Source organism: Geobacillus sp. LYN3 (assembly GCF_003064505.1).
GTDB lineage: Bacteria > Bacillota > Bacilli > Bacillales > Anoxybacillaceae > Parageobacillus_B > Parageobacillus_B toebii.
In genome coordinates this window covers 827322-843647 of sequence record NZ_QCWL01000001.1, presented here as the reverse complement: position 1 = coordinate 843647, position 16326 = coordinate 827322, and the positions used below count along the sequence as shown (strand labels likewise).

The window sequence follows — 16326 nt, the reverse complement described above, 5'->3', positions numbered from 1 at the left end:
ATCCAATATGAGAAACGGCTACTATCAACGAAATCTAGATACACAATATGGCCGGATTGAAGGGCTTTTGGTCCCAAGAGACCGAAATGGAGAATTTCAAACGCAGCTGTTTGCCCCTTACCAACGACACACCGGCTGGCTGGAAGAAGCCATCATCAAGATGTATCAAAGTGGCATGAGTACACGGGAAATTGGAAAGTGGATCGAACGAATTCTAGGAAGTACCTATTCTCCTACGACGATCAGCCATATTACCGATGTCGTAAAGGAAGATATCGAAAAATGGCGTCACCGTCCACTACCTAAGCGTTATTCCGTCTTATATTTGGACGGTTTGTACGTGAAACTTCGCCGCGATACGGTAGAGAAAGAAGTCATTTATGTGGTATTAGGAGTGAATGAAGAAGGATATCGTGAAATTCTGGATTTCTTCGTAGGAGGGCAGGAAAGCGCCTATGGATGGCAGGAAATTCTGCAAAACCTCTACAAAAGAGGCGTCAAGGAAGTGCTTTTAGGCGTATTTGATGGTCTTCCGGGGCTGGAGGAAGCCTTTCGGGCGGTTTATCCGAAAGCTGACGTACAGCGTTGTGTCGTTCACAAAGTCCGCAGCACCCTAAATCGTGTTCGAAAAAAAAGACCAATTCGAAATGGCGGAAGATTTGAAACTCATTTATCGATCTCCGAGTAAAGAAATCGCATTGGAGATGTTTCGACAGTTTGAATCGAAATGGTCAAGCAAGTATCCGAGAGAAGTGCAATCTTGGGCCAATGAGTTGGATGTCCTCCTCACCTTTATGAATTATCCAAACAGTATTCGAAGTGTAATTTACACGACGAATGCCATCGAACGAACGATCAAGGAGATTCGGAAACGTCTAAAACCGATGAACAGTTTGAGCAGTTTAGAAGCCGCGGAAAAAATCGTGTATTTGACCATTCAAGATTTTAATGAGAAATGGGCAGAGCGAAAGTTGCGAGGATTTGCCGAAGCGCAGGAAGCCCTCCAGCGAATGTTTGAAGAACGTTACAATTAACCAAATACTGTAAATAACAAAGTAAGGGGATGCTCCCTTTCCGCACAGGAGACAGAATATTCTGTCTCCTGTGCAGAGGAAACCGACTCCTTATCCATTCTAAATCCATTCAGAGATACCCTATCTATCTTTCATTACACAAAATTCTTGACGGTACCAAAATATAACATGATATTGATTTAAATAAACAATTCCTTTCTTATGAGTATATTTATCGTTTGACATTAGATAATTACCTCCTATCTAATGTCTATTATACAAATTATTAGATATTAAGTATCTAATGAAAATATTTTTAAAATTTTAATATCACATTATTTCATCCCAATGACTAAAGTCATGGGCTTTCATAATGCAGTTTTCGTAATAAAAGAGCACAAAAATAAATTTATATTTATTTCAAAATATGATATCATATTGATATAAAATTGATGTTAAAGGAGCGATGCTCATGAAGGAAACAAAGGCATGGTATATGAACGGGTTTGCTGGGATTATTGGTATTGCTGTATTAGTGGCAGTGGCGATTATTAGTTTGCTTCAGCAGCTAGTCATTATTGCCGCTCTATTCGTTGTTGCCGCCATCGTGTTGGCCAGCGGCATCACCATTGTTCAGCCGAACCAAGCAAAAGTGTTAATTTTCTTTGGCCGCTATTTAGGTACGATTCGCGACAGCGGACTATTTCTTACTGTTCCGCTTACGATTAGGCAAAACGTTTCTTTGCGCGTCCGTAATTTTACCAGCAAAAAATTAAAAGTAAACGATGTTCAAGGCAACCCTATCGAAATTGCCGCTGTTATTGTATTTCGGGTCATCGATTCCGCAAAAGCGATTTTTGATGTGGATGACTATGAAGAGTTTGTAGAGATTCAAAGTGAGGCAGCCATTCGCCATGTTGCGACGAAATATCCTTATGATACCTTTACCGCTGATGATGAAATCACATTACGAGGCAATGCAGATATTATTTCCGATGTCCTTGCCAACGAGTTGCAAGAGCGCCTAAAAGTAGCTGGAGTGGAAGTAATCGAAGCTCGCCTTACTCATCTCGCCTACTCTCCAGAAATTGCAAGCGCGATGTTGCAACGCCAGCAAGCAGCCGCGATTTTAGCGGCAAGAAAGAAAATCGTTGAAGGTGCGGTTTCCATGGCACAAATGGCGATTGAGCAACTTGACAAGGAAGGAATTTTAGAGTTAGATGATGAACGAAAAGCAAACATGGTTAACAACTTAATGGTCGCCATCGTATCCGAACGCGCGACCCAGCCGGTGATCAATACCGGAAGTCTATACTAACGGTTGTGGAGTGCTATGGCAAAAAAGAAAAGTTTCCCCTTGCGAATCGATCCAGCCTTATACGAAGTCATTGAGCGGTGGGCACACGATGAATTTCGCAGCGTCAATGCACATATCGAATTTCTATTGCGCGAAGCCGCTAAACGAGCCGGACGACTTACGCAGCGAAAAATAAATACAGACAAATCCACCGATGAAAGAGGCTAGCATTTCCGATTTAGACGGAATTGCTAGCCTTTTTATTTTTGTCAATTTTGTTTTTGTTTGACGGCGGCGTCTATTCCGATAAAGCAATTGACGTCAGCCGCGCCGCCGCTGTGGATTGCACAGGACCGTACCATATCGAAAATGTGTGGTGTGATTCATTATGCGTGTATACGAATCATCCGTATGCCACCCCATTTCGCGGCTTCGGCCATAGCGAACAAGCTTTTGCCATCGAACGGGCCATCGACTTGCTTGCCGAAAAGCTAGGTATGGACAAATGGGAATTACGGCGAAAAAACGCGATTCGCCCCGGCCACACGACCCCGACACAAGTGCGATTAAACCGAAGCAATGTCGGCAATTTGCCGGCCTGCCTCGATCGTTTGCGCGAGCTAATGAAATGGGACGAATGGCAGCGCATCGAAATCGACGCTTATACCGTACGAGCAAAAGGCATCAGCTGCGCATGGAAAACGTCAACGATTGACACGGATGCGAGCTCCGGAGCCATTTTAACATTCAATCCGGATGGAAGTGTGAATGTAATCTCCGGTGTGGTGGAAATCGGAACAGGAACGAAAAATTTTTATTTGACCGCTACGAACGGGTGCTAAATCCGCAATTGCGCACTTATCGGCCAATTCGCTTCGGCGAACATCCGGAATATATTGTGGAGTTTATCGAAACGCCACAAATCGATGCGCCATACGGGTCACAATGAAGACTGCTTTTAGTTGAGATTTTTCCACCTAAAACAGCCTCGTTTTTATCACTTCACATACTGCTTCTCTTTGATCACAACGCCGCGTTTTTTCATTTCCTTGATGTAGATGTCGCCCGGAACGATTTGTTCTGGCGGATAAACACCTCGTTTTTCGATGATTCCGTTTCCAATCATTTGTGCAACGACTGAAATCGTATTCGCTGTTGTCCGCGCCATTGCGGTAATATTCTTTTTTCGATCTTTAAATGTGACCGTTTCATATTCAAAAATCGTTTCTTTATTATTTTTTATTCCTCCGACAATCACCCTTAACAAGACGACATCCTCTTTATCTTTTAAGTCTAAAAGCGGGGATAATGTTGCTAAAAGCACGTCGCGCGGCTTCACTTTTTGCCCTTTCACTTCCACCTCGTAGTCATTTCTTGTTAAATTTAAATCGACGAGCAGCTTAAATTTTTCCGCATGGCCTGGATAGCGGATCGTCTTATATTCTAAACATTCTAATTGCGGATAGGAATAAGATAACGTGGATGTTCCTCCTGATGTATGAAATGCTTCTAGCGGCCCGAACTTATCAAAGTAGATTGTTTCAATCTCTGATAAAGATGGAATTTCTTGCTTCCGTCCATCCCGGATGATGAGAGACGGATCCGTATAATGATCCAACAATCCTTCCAGTGAAAAGACATGGTTGTATTCCAACGGGGGCTCTGGACGCACAGGAATCCCGCCGACGTATAGTTTAATGGATTTCAATTCATCTAGTTTGCTAGCTCCGTAGCCAGATAAAATGTTAATCATTCCTGGAGCAACTCCTAAGTCAGGAATGATCGTCACACCAGCTTGTTTTGCTTTCTCATGCAATTGTAAAACGCGATCTGTAATATGTCCGATATGCCCGCCTAAATCAACAGAATGGGCACCGACTTGAATCGCTGTTTTCGCCACGATTTCGTTAAAAGTATAAAATAGCGCATTAATGACAACATCGTGTTCGCTCATTAATGCCGCTAGCTTTCTTTCATTCGATGCATCGACTTGTTTCGCCTCGATTTTACTAGAATATAACTGCCGGCAAACTCGCTCCGCTTTTTTTATATCGACATCTGCTATGGTGACGGAAGAAACCGCTTCACTTTGCACTAAATCGCGTGCTGCTTCTTTTCCCATCAGTCCTGCTCCAAGAACCAACGCTTTCATGGCATTTGCCCCCCCTATTCTTTCGCAGATGAATTCATTATTCGTCAATATCGATTTGCGCCCGCTGCAATTTACCGCTGAAATCAATATAGATACTTTTCCATTCTGTAAATACGTCTAACGCCGCCACCCCGGAATCGCGATGGCCGTTTCCCGTTCCTTTCGTTCCACCAAACGGCAAATGAATTTCCGCCCCTGTCGTACCTGCGTTCACATATACAATCCCCGTATCTAAATCACGCATCGCTACAAACACTTTGTTAACATCCCGTGTAAAAATAGAGCTAGATAATCCGTAGTCAACACTATTGTTCACTTCAATCGCCTCTTCTAAGCTTTTCACAGGAATAATAGAAGCGACTGGACCGAAAATTTCTTCCCGCGCGATCCGCATATTTGGCATTACATCCGTAAAGAGCGTCGGAGCGTAATAGTATCCTTTGTTATATTCTCCTTCTTGCAAAATATACCCACCTGTCAATAGTTTTGCTCCTTCTTCTTTACCGATTTGCACGTATTGGTCAATTTTTTGTAACGCTTTTTCATTGATGACTGGTCCAACTTTTACATTTTCATCTAAGCCATTCCCGATTGTTAGAGTTCGCATCGCCTCTAGCAGTCTATTTTCTAATTCTTTTTTTATATTTTCGTGGGCAATAATTCGGCTGCACGCGGTACATCTTTGTCCAGAAGTGCCAAAAGCGCTCCATAAAATTCCTTCTACCGCTAAAGATAAGTCCGCATCGTCCATCACGATCACCGCATTTTTTCCGCCCATTTCGAGTGACACTTTTTTCAAGCTTCGGCCGCATTTTTCCGCAATTTTTCTGCCTACTTCATTGGATCCGGTAAAGGAAATCACCCGTACATCAGGATGTTCGACAAGCGCGTTCCCCGTTGTCGGACCGTCACCATTGACGACATTGAATACGCCTTTTGGCAATCCAGCTTCTTCAAAAATTTTCGCTAATTCCTGCGCCATAAACGGCGTTTCCAACGCTGGCTTCCAAACGACCGCATTACCGGCTACAATGGCAGGGAACGATTTCCATGTGGCGATCGCAATTGGAAAGTTCCATGGAGTAATAATGCCAACGACTCCTACAGGGGCACGGACACTCATCGCAAATTTATCTTTTAATTCGGAAGGAGTCGTATCTCCGAATAATCGTCTTCCCTCTCCCGCCATATAAAACGCCATATCAATTCCTTCCTGTACTTCTCCGCGAGCTTCTTCAATGACTTTTCCCATTTCCATGGTTAACATTCTTGCTAATTGTTCTTTTCGTTCCTTCAACAAATATCCTACTTTATATAACACTTCGGCGCGTTTCGGCGCGGGTTCAAGCGCCCACTTTTTTTGCGCAGCCTTTGCCGCTTTTACCGCTGCATCTACATCCGCTTCGAGCGAAACTGCCACTTCTCCAATCGTATCTCCTGTCGCCGGATTAATGACGGGAGCGAATTGTTTGCTGCTCGATTCTTTCCACTCGCCATTGATGAAGTTTAATGCTTTCACTACCCCTTCCCCCTCTTTATTTTTTTAGTAATAATTTATACACCCACTATCGAAACTATTAATCAAATGTTTATACAGAATTCGATCGTTTTCGCAACTCAGCGATCGTTGCCGTCACGGAAATTTGATTTGGATCCGTCAGTACTTCTATGACCGTAGGTTTCTTTGCATGGAGAGATTGAAGAAGCGCTTCGGTAAACTGCTGTTCCGTTTCTACTTGAATGCCGTTGCCATTTAAGCATTTAGCCAATTCCGCAAATGATACATTCCCTAAATCTGTTCCGATGACTCGCTTTGGAAAATGCAGTTCTTGATGCATCCGGATCGTTCCATACATGCGGTTATTAAAAACAACACTAATAATAGGAATTTCATATCTAGCAGCTGTTTCTAACTCCTGCACTGTCATCATAAAACCGCCGTCTCCTGATAGAGAAACGACAACGCGCTCCGGGAAAGCAAGCTTGGCGCCAATCGCTGCAGGCATGCCATATCCCATCGCCCCGGAAGTAGGGCCGATATACGTATGCTCTTCGGTAAACTGGAAAAAGGCATGGAGCCAGCCGGCGAAATTGCCAGCATCATTCGTAATGATCGAATTGTTTGGCAAATGTTCTTGCAGGCTGGCGATAATCGCTTCATTTAAATTCCGTTTTTCCACCGGAAGTATCGATACTTGTTCATATTGTTTCCTCCTTGCTGCTACCCAATCGCGCCAAGACGGCTGCACAACGATTTTTAGCAATTTTAAGAGCGTTTCTTTGCAATCTGCTAGGATGGAAATGTCCGGTGGATATACTTTTCCTAATACATCGCTGTCGATATCGATATGAATGAGCGTCTGATCCGATGACAGCAAGCGATAATCTTGCGTCGTCACTTCCGATAATCTCGTCCCGATCGCGATCACGACATCGGCCTGCTTCACTGTCTCGATAATGGATTTCGGCGTTCCTAATCCAAGATGGCCGACATAAAGCGGATGATCATTGGGGAACACATCATGGCGGCGGAAAGCAGCCGCCACAGGAATGGAATATTTTTCAGCAAATAACCGCAACAGCTGTTCCGCTTTAGCCAGCTTTACTCCTCCGCCGGCGATGACAACCGGCCGTTTCGCCCTTTGCAATATTTCCTGCACGCTCCGCACATCCTCTGTGCTTGGAGCAGGTCTCGGTATATCTACATTCGAAATGACCGCTTCGGCAATATCTTGAAGAAATATATCTTCCGGAAGCGAAATGACAACAGGACCTGGCCTGCCCGTTTTGGCGATGCGAAACGCCCGCTGCACCAGCTCGGGTATTCGCTCCGCCTCGCGAATTTCCACCGTCCATTTTGCAATCGGCTGGAAAAACCGGTCTAAATCGACTTCCTGAAATCCTTCCCTGCCGCGAAAATGGCTGTGTACTTGCCCTAAAAATACGACCATCGGCGTCGAATCTTGCTTTGCCGTATGGACACCAATCGCCAAATTCGCTCCTCCGACTCCTCTTGTCGCCAGCACCACTCCCGGTTTTCCTGTCGCTTTCGCGTAGCCCTCCGCCATAAAAGAGGCGCCTCCCTCATGACGAGCAGAAATAAGCTGAATGGAAGGTTCATCAAAAATAGCGTCCATTAGCGGCAAATAACTTTCTCCCGGCACGCAAAACACGTGGGAAATTTCTTCGCTTTTCAAACAATGGACAATCGCCTTCGCCGCCGTAATTTTGCCCTTTTCCTGTTTCACCGCTTCTACTCCTCCCAATTTACTTGTTTGAGTCGGTCAGCCACTTGTTGTAACCGTTCCATCGAAACGGAAAGCGATAACCGAACATATCCTTCTCCTGATGGACCAAACGCTGTTCCTGGTGTAACAATTACTCCCGCTTCTTTGAGCAATTTAGTCGCAAATTGTTCGGAAGAGTATCCTTTTAAAACAGGTATCCATAGGAAAAACGTCGCCTTCGGGGGATGAACATTTATGCCAAGCGAGCGCAAAGCTTTTACCATCATATTCATCCGCTGTTCATATATTCGATTGTTTTCTTTGACCGCTTCATGATCGCTTGTTAACGCTGCCGCCGCCGCTTTTTGGACCGGAATAAACTGGCAAGTATCCATATTGCTTTTGATGATCGACAGCGCTTTAATCATATCGCGATTCCCAACAATGTATCCGATTCGACAACCGGCCATATTGTAATTTTTCGATAACGAACCAAATTCCACCGCTACTTCTTTCGCCCCATCTACTTGCAAAATGCTTGGAGCTTTAAATCCTTGAAACGTAACAAAAGAATAAGCCGAGTCATGAGCAATGAAAATATGATATTGTTTCGCAATCGAAATAGCTTCAGCAAACGTATCGATTTCGACAGTCGCAGCTGTTGGATTGCTGGGGTAGTTTAAAAACATTAATTTCGCATCTCGATAAATTCCTGAAGGAACGCTCGAAAAACTCGGCTTATATCCGTTTTCCGAATCAAGCGGCAAACGAACGATTTTTCCTCTTGCTAAATGTACAGCTGTGCTATAAACCGGATAGCCAGGGTCTGGAACTAACACAGTCTCCCCTGGATGAAGAATCGCTTGTAATAAATGGACAATTCCTTCCTTGGAACCGATTAATGCCAACACTTCTGTATCTGGGTCTAACTCTACGCCATATTCCCGTTTATAAAAGAGCGCAACCGCTTCTCTATACTCTCGGCACCCGGCATATGGAGAATACGTAAAATTTTTAGGATTATCCAGCTCTTCCTTTAATTTCTCCACCACAAAAGCAGGCGGCGGCAAATCGGGCGCCCCTATCCCTAAATCGATCACATCTACTCCTTTTTTCATTAGTTCTTCTTTCTTTTGCTGAAAAACAGAGAACAAATATGGCGGCATGCTTCTTATGATGTCAGAATAAACGTCCATACGTATCCCCTCACATCCATTAAATGGTCCTTTCCCTCTTACTCTATGCTTCTCATTGGCTATTTAACTCTTTTTCGAAAACGGTTGTAAAAAATCAAGAAAACAAAAACGGCCAGTATAATCACATAATGATTAAACTGGCCGATGTCTATTTTTACAAACCGCCGGCAAAGACGGTGGAAATAGACTACGCAGTTTTATATTTAGGGGGCTCAGCTAGGCCGTATCCCCATGGAAACATATTTTAATTCTACAAATTCGAAAATGCCCTCTTTTCCGCCTTCTTTTCCTAGCCCCGATTGTTTCACACCGCCAAACGGTGCTTCGGCTACGGCTGGAAAGACGTCATTAATGCCAATAATTCCATACTCCAGCTTCTCCATGACTCGATACGCGCGATGAATCGAATCCGTAAAAATATAAGCTGCTAGCCCATATGGCGTATCATTCGCCTGACGAATCGCCTCCTCTTCCTCCTCAAACGGCTGCAGCGGCAGAAGCGGACCGAACGTCTCTTCGTTCATTACTCTCATCTCTTTCGTAACGTTCACTAACACGGTCGGTTCAAAGAAATATCCTGGATACGGACCATCCCATCTCTTTCCGCCGTAAACGACCGAAGCTCCTTTTTGTACAGCATCCTCTAAATGCCGCTGCACTTTTTGCACTGCCTCTTCATTAATTAGCGGCCCGATATCCGCCGTTTCTTTTGCGCCAATGTCAATCGATAAACGGCGTACTTTCTCCTTTAGTTTTTCGAGAAAATCATCCCAAATCGTTTTTTGCACATATACGCGGTTCGCACAAATACACGTTTGCCCGCAATTGCGAAACTTGCTGGCAAGCGTCATCTCGGCCGCCAAATCAAGATCGGCATCATCAAATACGATAATCGGCGCATGGCCGCCTAGTTCTAAAGAAAGTTTTTTTACATGATCCGCGCTTCCTTTCATCAACAACTTGCCGACCTCCGTAGAACCCGTAAACGTAATAAGCCGTACATCAGGATGGTTCATCCAGCACTGTCCGATTGAAACCGCATCGCCAGTAACGAGATTGACAACTCCTTTTGGAATCCCTACTTCTTCTAATATTTTTACAATCTGATAAGCGGTTAACGGCGTTTCTGGAGCCGGTTTTAATACAACGGTGCACCCTGCCGCAAGTGCTGGCGCTAGCTTTCTTGTAATCATCGAAGCCGGGAAATTCCACGGAGTAATGGCAGCGACAACGCCGATCGGCTGCGGAATGACCATTAGCCGTTTATGTTTATTGGACGAAGGAATAATTTCTCCATACAGGCGATTCGCTTCCTCGGCATACCAAAGAAAGTAACTCGCCGCTGAATCAATTTCTGCCCTTGCCTCTTTTAACGGTTTTCCTTGCTCGGTTGTCAAAATGGAAGCAAGTTCTTCTTTATGTTCCAGCATTTTTTCATACGCGGCATATAACAATTGCGACCGTTCTCTTGCGGTTTTTGCCGACCATTGCGGAAACGCTTGGCTGGCTGCGCGTACCGCTTGTTCCGCTTCCACTTCATCGCCGTATGAAACTTCCGTAATCGTTTCTAACGTGGCGGGATTTTGAACAGGAAGCGTGTTGCCATTATGTGCTTCCAACCATTGTCCATCAATAAAAATCGTTTTTGTATAATTGGGAAATTTGGTCATATATAGTTTCCCTCCAAAATAAAAATCTGATTGTAAATAATCACTAGACATTTTTTTATTGTTATCCATCATGCACCATATCCCGCCGCAACCAATCAAATAAACTTTTTCATGAAATATATATAAAAAAACTTAAAAGAAATGACTAAAAACAAAAATAAAAAGGCTAATTCATTTCCCGATTTCCACCTGCAAAACGGGAGATGAATTAGCTATATATTTGACAATCCCCTTAATAATATAAAATCTCTATATAATGGCATTTGACACATTTTCGCATAAACGGTGTCTCAAAAAATGAATGCTGGCAATTTTTTTGAATATGGGCAATTTGCTGTTCCAATTTAAGAATTTTCTCCTTCAATTCGGCAATTTCCTTTTGCAATTCTTGAACATCATCGATAGAGAGATGAGCCATTTTCGACAAACTCCTTCGCTTTTTGTTTCATCCCTTCTTCCCTCACCGTTTTTTGCAGCTCATGTGAAATTTTCATCGAGCAAAACTTCGGCCCGCACATCGAACAAAAGTGCGCGACTTTCGCCCCTTCCGCCGGCAATGTTTCATCATGATATTCCCGAGCTCGATCTGGATCAAGCGAAAGGTTGAACTGATCGTTCCAACGAAACTCAAAGCGCGCCTTTGATAACGCGTCATCCCGCCGTTGCGCTCCCGGGTGCCCTTTGGCTAAATCGGCCGCGTGTGCTGCGATTTTATAAGCGATCACTCCTTCGCGCACATCATCTTTATTCGGCAACCCTAAATGCTCTTTTGGCGTCACGTAACAAAGCATCGCCGTTCCGTACGCGCCAATGATCGCTGCTCCGATCGCGGATGTAATGTGGTCATATCCCGGCGCGATATCGGTCGTAAGCGGTCCTAATGTGTAAAACGGCGCACCTTTGCAAATTTCGATTTGCTTATCGACATTTTCCTTAATTTTATGCATCGGCACATGCCCTGGTCCTTCAATCATCACTTGCACATCATGCTTCCAAGCGATTTCTGTTAATTCTCCGAGCGTCTCCAATTCAGCAAACTGCGCTTCGTCATTCGCATCGGCAATCGAGCCTGGGCGCAGCCCGTCTCCAAGCGATACTGCAATATCGTACGTTTTCAAAATCTCGCATATTTCTTCAAAATGCGTGTATAAGAAGTTTTCTTCATGGTGGGCTAAACACCATTGCGCCATAATCGAGCCGCCGCGTGAAACAATGCCAGTCGTTCGGTTTACCGTCATCGGTATGTAACGAAGCAGCACCCCCGCGTGAATCGTAAAATAGTCCACCCCTTGTTCCGCTTGTTCGATGAGCGTATCACGGTAAATTTCCCACGTTAAGTCTTCAACGACGCCATTCACTTTTTCAAGCGCTTGATAAATCGGAACCGTCCCGACAGGCACAGGGGAATTGCGAATAATATATTCTCGTGTCGCATGAATGTGTTTTCCCGTCGATAAGTCCATAATCGTGTCTGCTCCCCAGCGCACCGCCCAAAGCATTTTTTCGACTTCTTCTTCAATGGATGATGTGACTGCGGAATTGCCAATATTCGCATTAATTTTTACATGAAAACGACTCCCAATAATCATCGGTTCACTTTCCGGATGGTTAATATTCGAAGGAATAATCGCTCTGCCTGCGGCAACTTCTTGACGCACGATTTCCGGATCTATATTTTCGCGAATCGCAACAAATTCCATCTCCGGCGTAATAATCCCTCGTTTTGCGTAATGCATTTGCGTCACAGTTTTTCCTTTTTTTGCGCGCAGCGGTTTTCTCTCGAAAGGCAGAGTAATCTCTGATTGCTTCCCATTACGGAATCCGTTATCTTCCGGTTTCACTGGACGCCCCTCGTATTCTTCAACGTCGCCCCTTTCTAAAATCCAGCGTTTTCTTAGCGGCGGCAATCCTTTTTGAATGTCCGGCTGAAAATCAGGATCGGTGTAAGGACCGCTTGTGTCATAAACACGAACAGGTTCATTTTCGATGATTCCTGTTTCTGTCTTTGTTGGACTTAACGTAATTTCTCTCATCGGAACACGAATATCCGGTCTTGAACCTTCGACATACACCTTTTTACTCGCAGGAAATTGCATGAAAGATTTGATGTTTTGCATGTAACTCCTCCTAGTTACTAAAATCTATAAAAATCGACTCATCGCGATGGAACCAGCAAAACTGCTTGCCGCTCAGGAAACACCTGAGTTCCATCAGGAAGGGAATTTCCCTTGTCATTCACCCGCTGTGAAAGACACCCCGTGGATCGCTTGTCAGCGACGGCATCTGTCGTGCACCATTCCTTCCATCGGTCAGTACACGACAACGATTTTAGCAACCAGGTCTACACCTCCTTAAAATAATGGTGAGGACCTGAAGTTACACCAAAACGCGGGGCGGAGATAGGAGAATATATGCGGAAATAAAAATCGGGTTCTCTAAGAGAACCCGACGGAACGCAAATAGCGAAACGTACGCAACAAACGCATACACTCCCGCTATCTACTTCCCTACGCTGGCATAACCCAGATCAGGTTCAAAGGGTCAAAGAACTTAAGCGCGTTCTTTTCTCAGTCCAAGCTATTGGACTCCCCTAGTAGATAAGCGACAAATTTATTTAATTTTTCTTAATATTAACATATTTATATAACCATGTAAATACACTTTTTTTACACGGTAAATCGTTTTAACATTGTTTGCATATTTTCCACCATTTTGCTTAATGATGATGCCGATGAAGCAATTTCCTCCATCGATGCCATTTGTTCTTGCGTTGCCGCCGAAATATTCGCCGATCCAGAAGAAGATTGTTCCACAATCTCCGTCATATGTCCAATGGAAGCGGCCACCCGTTGCGCGTTTTCTGTCATTTGCTCGATCGCTGTGGATACTTGTTCGATTTGGGCATTGACTTCGCTGATGGATTGGCGGATTTGTTCAAACGACTGTCCAGCCGTTTGCACAACATCAAGCCCTTGCGATACTTCGCTAACTACGGTTTCCATCGATTCGATCGCTTTTTCCGTTTCTTCTTGGATATAGCCGATCAGCTGCGAAATTTGCTGTGCGGATTGAGCAGACTGTTCCGCCAGTTTGCGAACTTCATCCGCCACAACGGCGAACCCTTTTCCTTGCTCCCCTGCCCTTGCCGCCTCAATCGCCGCATTTAAGGCAAGTAAATTCGTTTGCGAAGCAATTCCTGTAATCACCTGCGTAATCTGGCCGATTTCATTCGAACGCTCTCCAAGCGCTTTAATAACTTGTCCAAGTGATTGGACATGGTCATAAATAAACTGCATCTGCTCTTCCATTTGCGAAATCGACTGTTTTCCCGATTGCGCTTTTGCCGATGTTTCATTTACGTTCGTAGACACGCACTTCGTATTCGCAGCCACCTGCATAAGCGTATCGGAGATATCGTTCATCGCTGACGACGTTTCTTGCGCCGTTTTCACTTGCTGTTCGGAATTTAATGAAATCGTTTCCATTGTCGATGCGATTTGTTCGGTCGCTTTCGTCGTCTGTTCCGCAATGATCGTTAACTGCCCGGAAAATTGCGTCATCTCATTGGAATGGCGCTGAATGTTGGCGATGACTTCCTGCCACGTTTCCGCCATTTTATTGAGCGAAACGGCAATTGGTTTTAACTGTCTTACTTCATTTATAGGAACACGCGCCGATAAATCTCCATCAGTCATCTTATCTAAATGCTGATTGATAATAGCGATCGGGGCAATAAACCGCCGATAGTTTAACATTGCAGAAACAACTCCGATGAAAGCCCCAAATAATATGGTCGCAACAAGCGTCCACCAAAACGCCGCGCCGCTAATGCCATTCGCCATACATATGCCAAGACCGATGAATGCAGTGCCAGGAATGACAACGAGCATCGTGCGCAAAATATAACTATGTAGCGACAACCTTTTTCCTCCTTTTCTCTGTATATAAAGAATTTTACTATTAATTATATCACTCCCTCTTATTCTATTAAAATAAATTTTTCACAAAATTTTTCCTAATCATAAAACTTGTAATAAAGATATATTCATCTCTTTTTTTATTTTTTAAAATAATTACAAGACATAAAACAAAACGAATCTATTCAGCTGGATTACGCGACTACCGTGACTATTAACGAACACGTTGCTGAAAAAATTGATCGCATATCTAGATATGGTATTTCAAAAAGGTTATTCTTTGGCTACTTGATCTGTGACTACTTCTATCGTTATTACCATTATTTCATAACAAAAGATGAAATAGATGAGGAGAAAGAAGTGAATACGGAACGAGACTATTTGCAGATCAAGCTCGATAAGACAGTGAAAGATAAAATTGTAGAGTATTGTGAGAAACAATATATTTCTATCAACAGTCTCTTCTCATACTACATCTTAAATAAAGAAATAACTGTAAAGTCGTTCCATATTAAAGAACCAGAGCTGTTATATTTAACCTTAGGGAAAAACGTGAAGGATATGATTCGAAAAAAGGCGATCGAGATGAATGTGTCTTATCGTTTTTTTCTTAACTTGGTGGCAGCTCAGATTTGTCAAGATTTATCTTTGTAAAAAACAGCTAAATTTTGCTGTTTTTATAAAGCCTTTAAAACGTCCGTAAAGGGGTATTTTAGGGCTTTAGAGGTCACAAAGAACCGAGACCCTGAAAGTGAATCATTCGGAACGTATCACCCGCATTTTCACGTTTTACTGGCGGTTCCTCATACATACTTTAAGAAAAAGGATTTATATATTACACAGGACGAGTGGACAAGCCTTTGGCAAAAGGCGATGAAGATAGATTATAAGCCTATCGTTCACATACAACGAGTAAAACCCAAAGAAAAACTCGATGACTTAAAAGGCTATGAAACTCAATTTAAAAAAGCTATGAAAGAACAAAATGCGATTTTAGAAGTCTCTAAATATCCGGTCAAAGATACGGACGTCATTAAAGGGAATAAGGTCACGGCCGAAAATGTGGAAACCGTTTTGGCGTTAGACAACGCCTTGGCAAATAAGCGGTTAATCGGTTATGGCGGTCTGCTGAAGCAGATCCACAAGGAACTGAATTTGGGAGATGCCGAAAACGGCGATTTGGTTAATGTGACGGGTGAGGATGAGGTCGCCAATGGCACATTTGACGTGATTGCAAGATGGCATGTGGGGTTAAAAAATTATGTGATAGAGTGAAAAAGAGCATTCCAGAAGGAGTGCTCTTTTTTTGGTTTAACTATTAGCTTTTATTTCATTTTCTAACTCTTCAATTTCTAAACGCCATTTATCTCGTGTACTATACAAAATTTCACACACAAATTTTGAAAAGGAATCTTTATTTTGATTTATCTCTTGCTCTAACTCTTTTAGATCCGCTTTTAATTTTTCAACTACTTCTTTTTTTTCGTCGATAGATATATATTCGTAAATTTTTCTCATGAAATACTACTCTCCTTTCTCCCTGAAGAATTGATTAGAGTTAAAGTATTAACCAAGTAATAGTTCTTGCAATTGCGTCAGCAATAGATAGTGAGTAAGTAGACGGTACGCCTGCTGATCGTAATAAGGAATTTAATTTAGTTTTAATTGTACTTTGAGTTAAATCACTTGCATCATCAATCCAATCTTCTAACTGATTTAAAGCTTTTATAACTTTAGATTTATTTTTAGTGAAGTATGATGCTGTATCTTTATCAAACCATTTTAGTAACTATTCAGCCACATCATAAAGTGAGCTGAATATTTTCTTCTTTCCTTGTCTATGATGTGAATATT

12 protein-coding genes, 3 pseudogenes and 1 riboswitch are annotated in these 16326 nt (G+C 43.2%); of the genes and pseudogenes, 6 read left to right on the top strand and 9 right to left on the bottom strand.

What is annotated here, in order from left to right; genetic code table 11:
- The 4 genes and pseudogenes from DCC82_RS04340 to DCC82_RS04325 all read left to right on the top strand — a co-directional run.
- A pseudogene (locus DCC82_RS04340) lies at positions 1-1034 on the top strand (IS256 family transposase); the annotation flags it as partial.
- Between the two features lie 451 nt (positions 1035-1485).
- Positions 1486-2331, top strand: a complete 846-nt coding sequence (locus tag DCC82_RS04335) for an SPFH domain-containing protein (protein WP_012749122.1) — start codon at positions 1486-1488, stop codon at positions 2329-2331.
- A gap of 15 nt (positions 2332-2346) precedes the next feature.
- Complete coding sequence (locus DCC82_RS04330) at positions 2347-2538, top strand: type II toxin-antitoxin system antitoxin (RefSeq protein WP_012749121.1); 192 nt, start codon at positions 2347-2349, stop codon at positions 2536-2538.
- Positions 2539-2582: 44 nt separating this feature from the next.
- Positions 2583-3119, top strand: a pseudogene (locus DCC82_RS04325) (molybdopterin cofactor-binding domain-containing protein); the annotation flags it as partial.
- 188 nt (positions 3120-3307) lie between these two features.
- On the opposite strand, the gene DCC82_RS04320 reads toward DCC82_RS04325, so the two are convergent.
- From DCC82_RS04320 to DCC82_RS04285, 8 genes are all read right to left on the bottom strand, one after another.
- Entirely contained in the window at positions 3308-4480 is a 1173-nt protein-coding gene (locus DCC82_RS04320; RefSeq protein WP_286170487.1) for a saccharopine dehydrogenase family protein, read from the bottom strand.
- A gap of 19 nt (positions 4481-4499) precedes the next feature.
- Positions 4500-5981: an aldehyde dehydrogenase family protein gene (locus DCC82_RS04315; protein ID WP_097354088.1), complete on the bottom strand. Its 1482-nt coding sequence runs from the start codon at positions 5979-5981 to the stop codon at positions 4500-4502.
- Positions 5982-6051: 70 nt separating this feature from the next.
- Positions 6052-7689, bottom strand: a complete 1638-nt coding sequence (locus DCC82_RS04310) for a thiamine pyrophosphate-binding protein (RefSeq protein ID WP_108430418.1) — start codon at positions 7687-7689, stop codon at positions 6052-6054.
- A gap of 26 nt (positions 7690-7715) precedes the next feature.
- Entirely contained in the window at positions 7716-8885 is a 1170-nt protein-coding gene (locus tag DCC82_RS04305; RefSeq protein ID WP_089096718.1) for an aminotransferase class I/II-fold pyridoxal phosphate-dependent enzyme, read from the bottom strand.
- A gap of 212 nt (positions 8886-9097) precedes the next feature.
- Entirely contained in the window at positions 9098-10555 is a 1458-nt protein-coding gene (locus tag DCC82_RS04300) for an NAD-dependent succinate-semialdehyde dehydrogenase (RefSeq protein ID WP_108430252.1), read from the bottom strand.
- 232 nt (positions 10556-10787) lie between these two features.
- Positions 10788-10973 (bottom strand): hypothetical protein, encoded by a 186-nt coding sequence (locus DCC82_RS04295; protein WP_012749112.1) that lies wholly within the window; start codon positions 10971-10973, stop codon positions 10788-10790.
- Positions 10951-12672 carry a phosphomethylpyrimidine synthase ThiC gene (thiC, locus tag DCC82_RS04290; protein ID WP_012749111.1) on the bottom strand — a complete coding sequence of 574 codons (1722 nt, stop codon included), beginning with the start codon at positions 12670-12672 and terminating at the stop codon, positions 10951-10953. The genes DCC82_RS04295 and thiC overlap by 23 nt, the downstream gene beginning before the upstream one ends.
- Before the next feature lie 370 nt (positions 12673-13042).
- Positions 13043-13157: riboswitch (TPP riboswitch) on the bottom strand.
- Positions 13158-13221: 64 nt separating this feature from the next.
- Positions 13222-14475, bottom strand: coding sequence for a methyl-accepting chemotaxis protein (locus DCC82_RS04285; protein WP_097354086.1), 1254 nt, complete (start codon positions 14473-14475; stop codon positions 13222-13224).
- A gap of 357 nt (positions 14476-14832) precedes the next feature.
- Here DCC82_RS04285 and DCC82_RS04280 point away from each other — a divergent pair, with 357 nt between their 5' ends.
- Positions 14833-15126, top strand: a complete 294-nt coding sequence (locus DCC82_RS04280; RefSeq protein ID WP_097354085.1) for a hypothetical protein — start codon at positions 14833-14835, stop codon at positions 15124-15126.
- 24 nt (positions 15127-15150) lie between these two features.
- Positions 15151-15747, top strand: a pseudogene (locus tag DCC82_RS04275) (protein rep); the annotation flags it as partial.
- Positions 15748-15783: 36 nt separating this feature from the next.
- On the opposite strand, the gene DCC82_RS04270 reads toward DCC82_RS04275, so the two are convergent.
- Positions 15784-15990: a hypothetical protein gene (locus DCC82_RS04270; RefSeq protein ID WP_055358920.1), complete on the bottom strand. Its 207-nt coding sequence runs from the start codon at positions 15988-15990 to the stop codon at positions 15784-15786.
- Between the last annotated feature and the right edge of the window lie 336 nt (positions 15991-16326).

What these genes read in the sequence shown, in the direction of transcription:
- DCC82_RS04270 (WP_055358920.1), bottom strand. Translation starts at nt 15,990, where the DNA reads ATGAGAAAAATTTACGAATATATATCTATCGACGAAAAAAAAGAAGTA.
- DCC82_RS04305 (WP_089096718.1), bottom strand. Translation starts at nt 8,885, where the DNA reads ATGGACGTTTATTCTGACATCATAAGAAGCATGCCGCCATATTTGTTC.
- thiC (WP_012749111.1), bottom strand. Translation starts at nt 12,672, where the DNA reads ATGCAAAACATCAAATCTTTCATGCAATTTCCTGCGAGTAAAAAGGTG.
- DCC82_RS04295 (WP_012749112.1), bottom strand. Translation starts at nt 10,973, where the DNA reads ATGGCTCATCTCTCTATCGATGATGTTCAAGAATTGCAAAAGGAAATT.
- DCC82_RS04330 (WP_012749121.1), top strand. Translation starts at nt 2,347, where the DNA reads ATGGCAAAAAAGAAAAGTTTCCCCTTGCGAATCGATCCAGCCTTATAC.
- DCC82_RS04300 (WP_108430252.1), bottom strand. Translation starts at nt 10,555, where the DNA reads ATGACCAAATTTCCCAATTATACAAAAACGATTTTTATTGATGGACAA.
- DCC82_RS04335 (WP_012749122.1), top strand. Translation starts at nt 1,486, where the DNA reads ATGAAGGAAACAAAGGCATGGTATATGAACGGGTTTGCTGGGATTATT.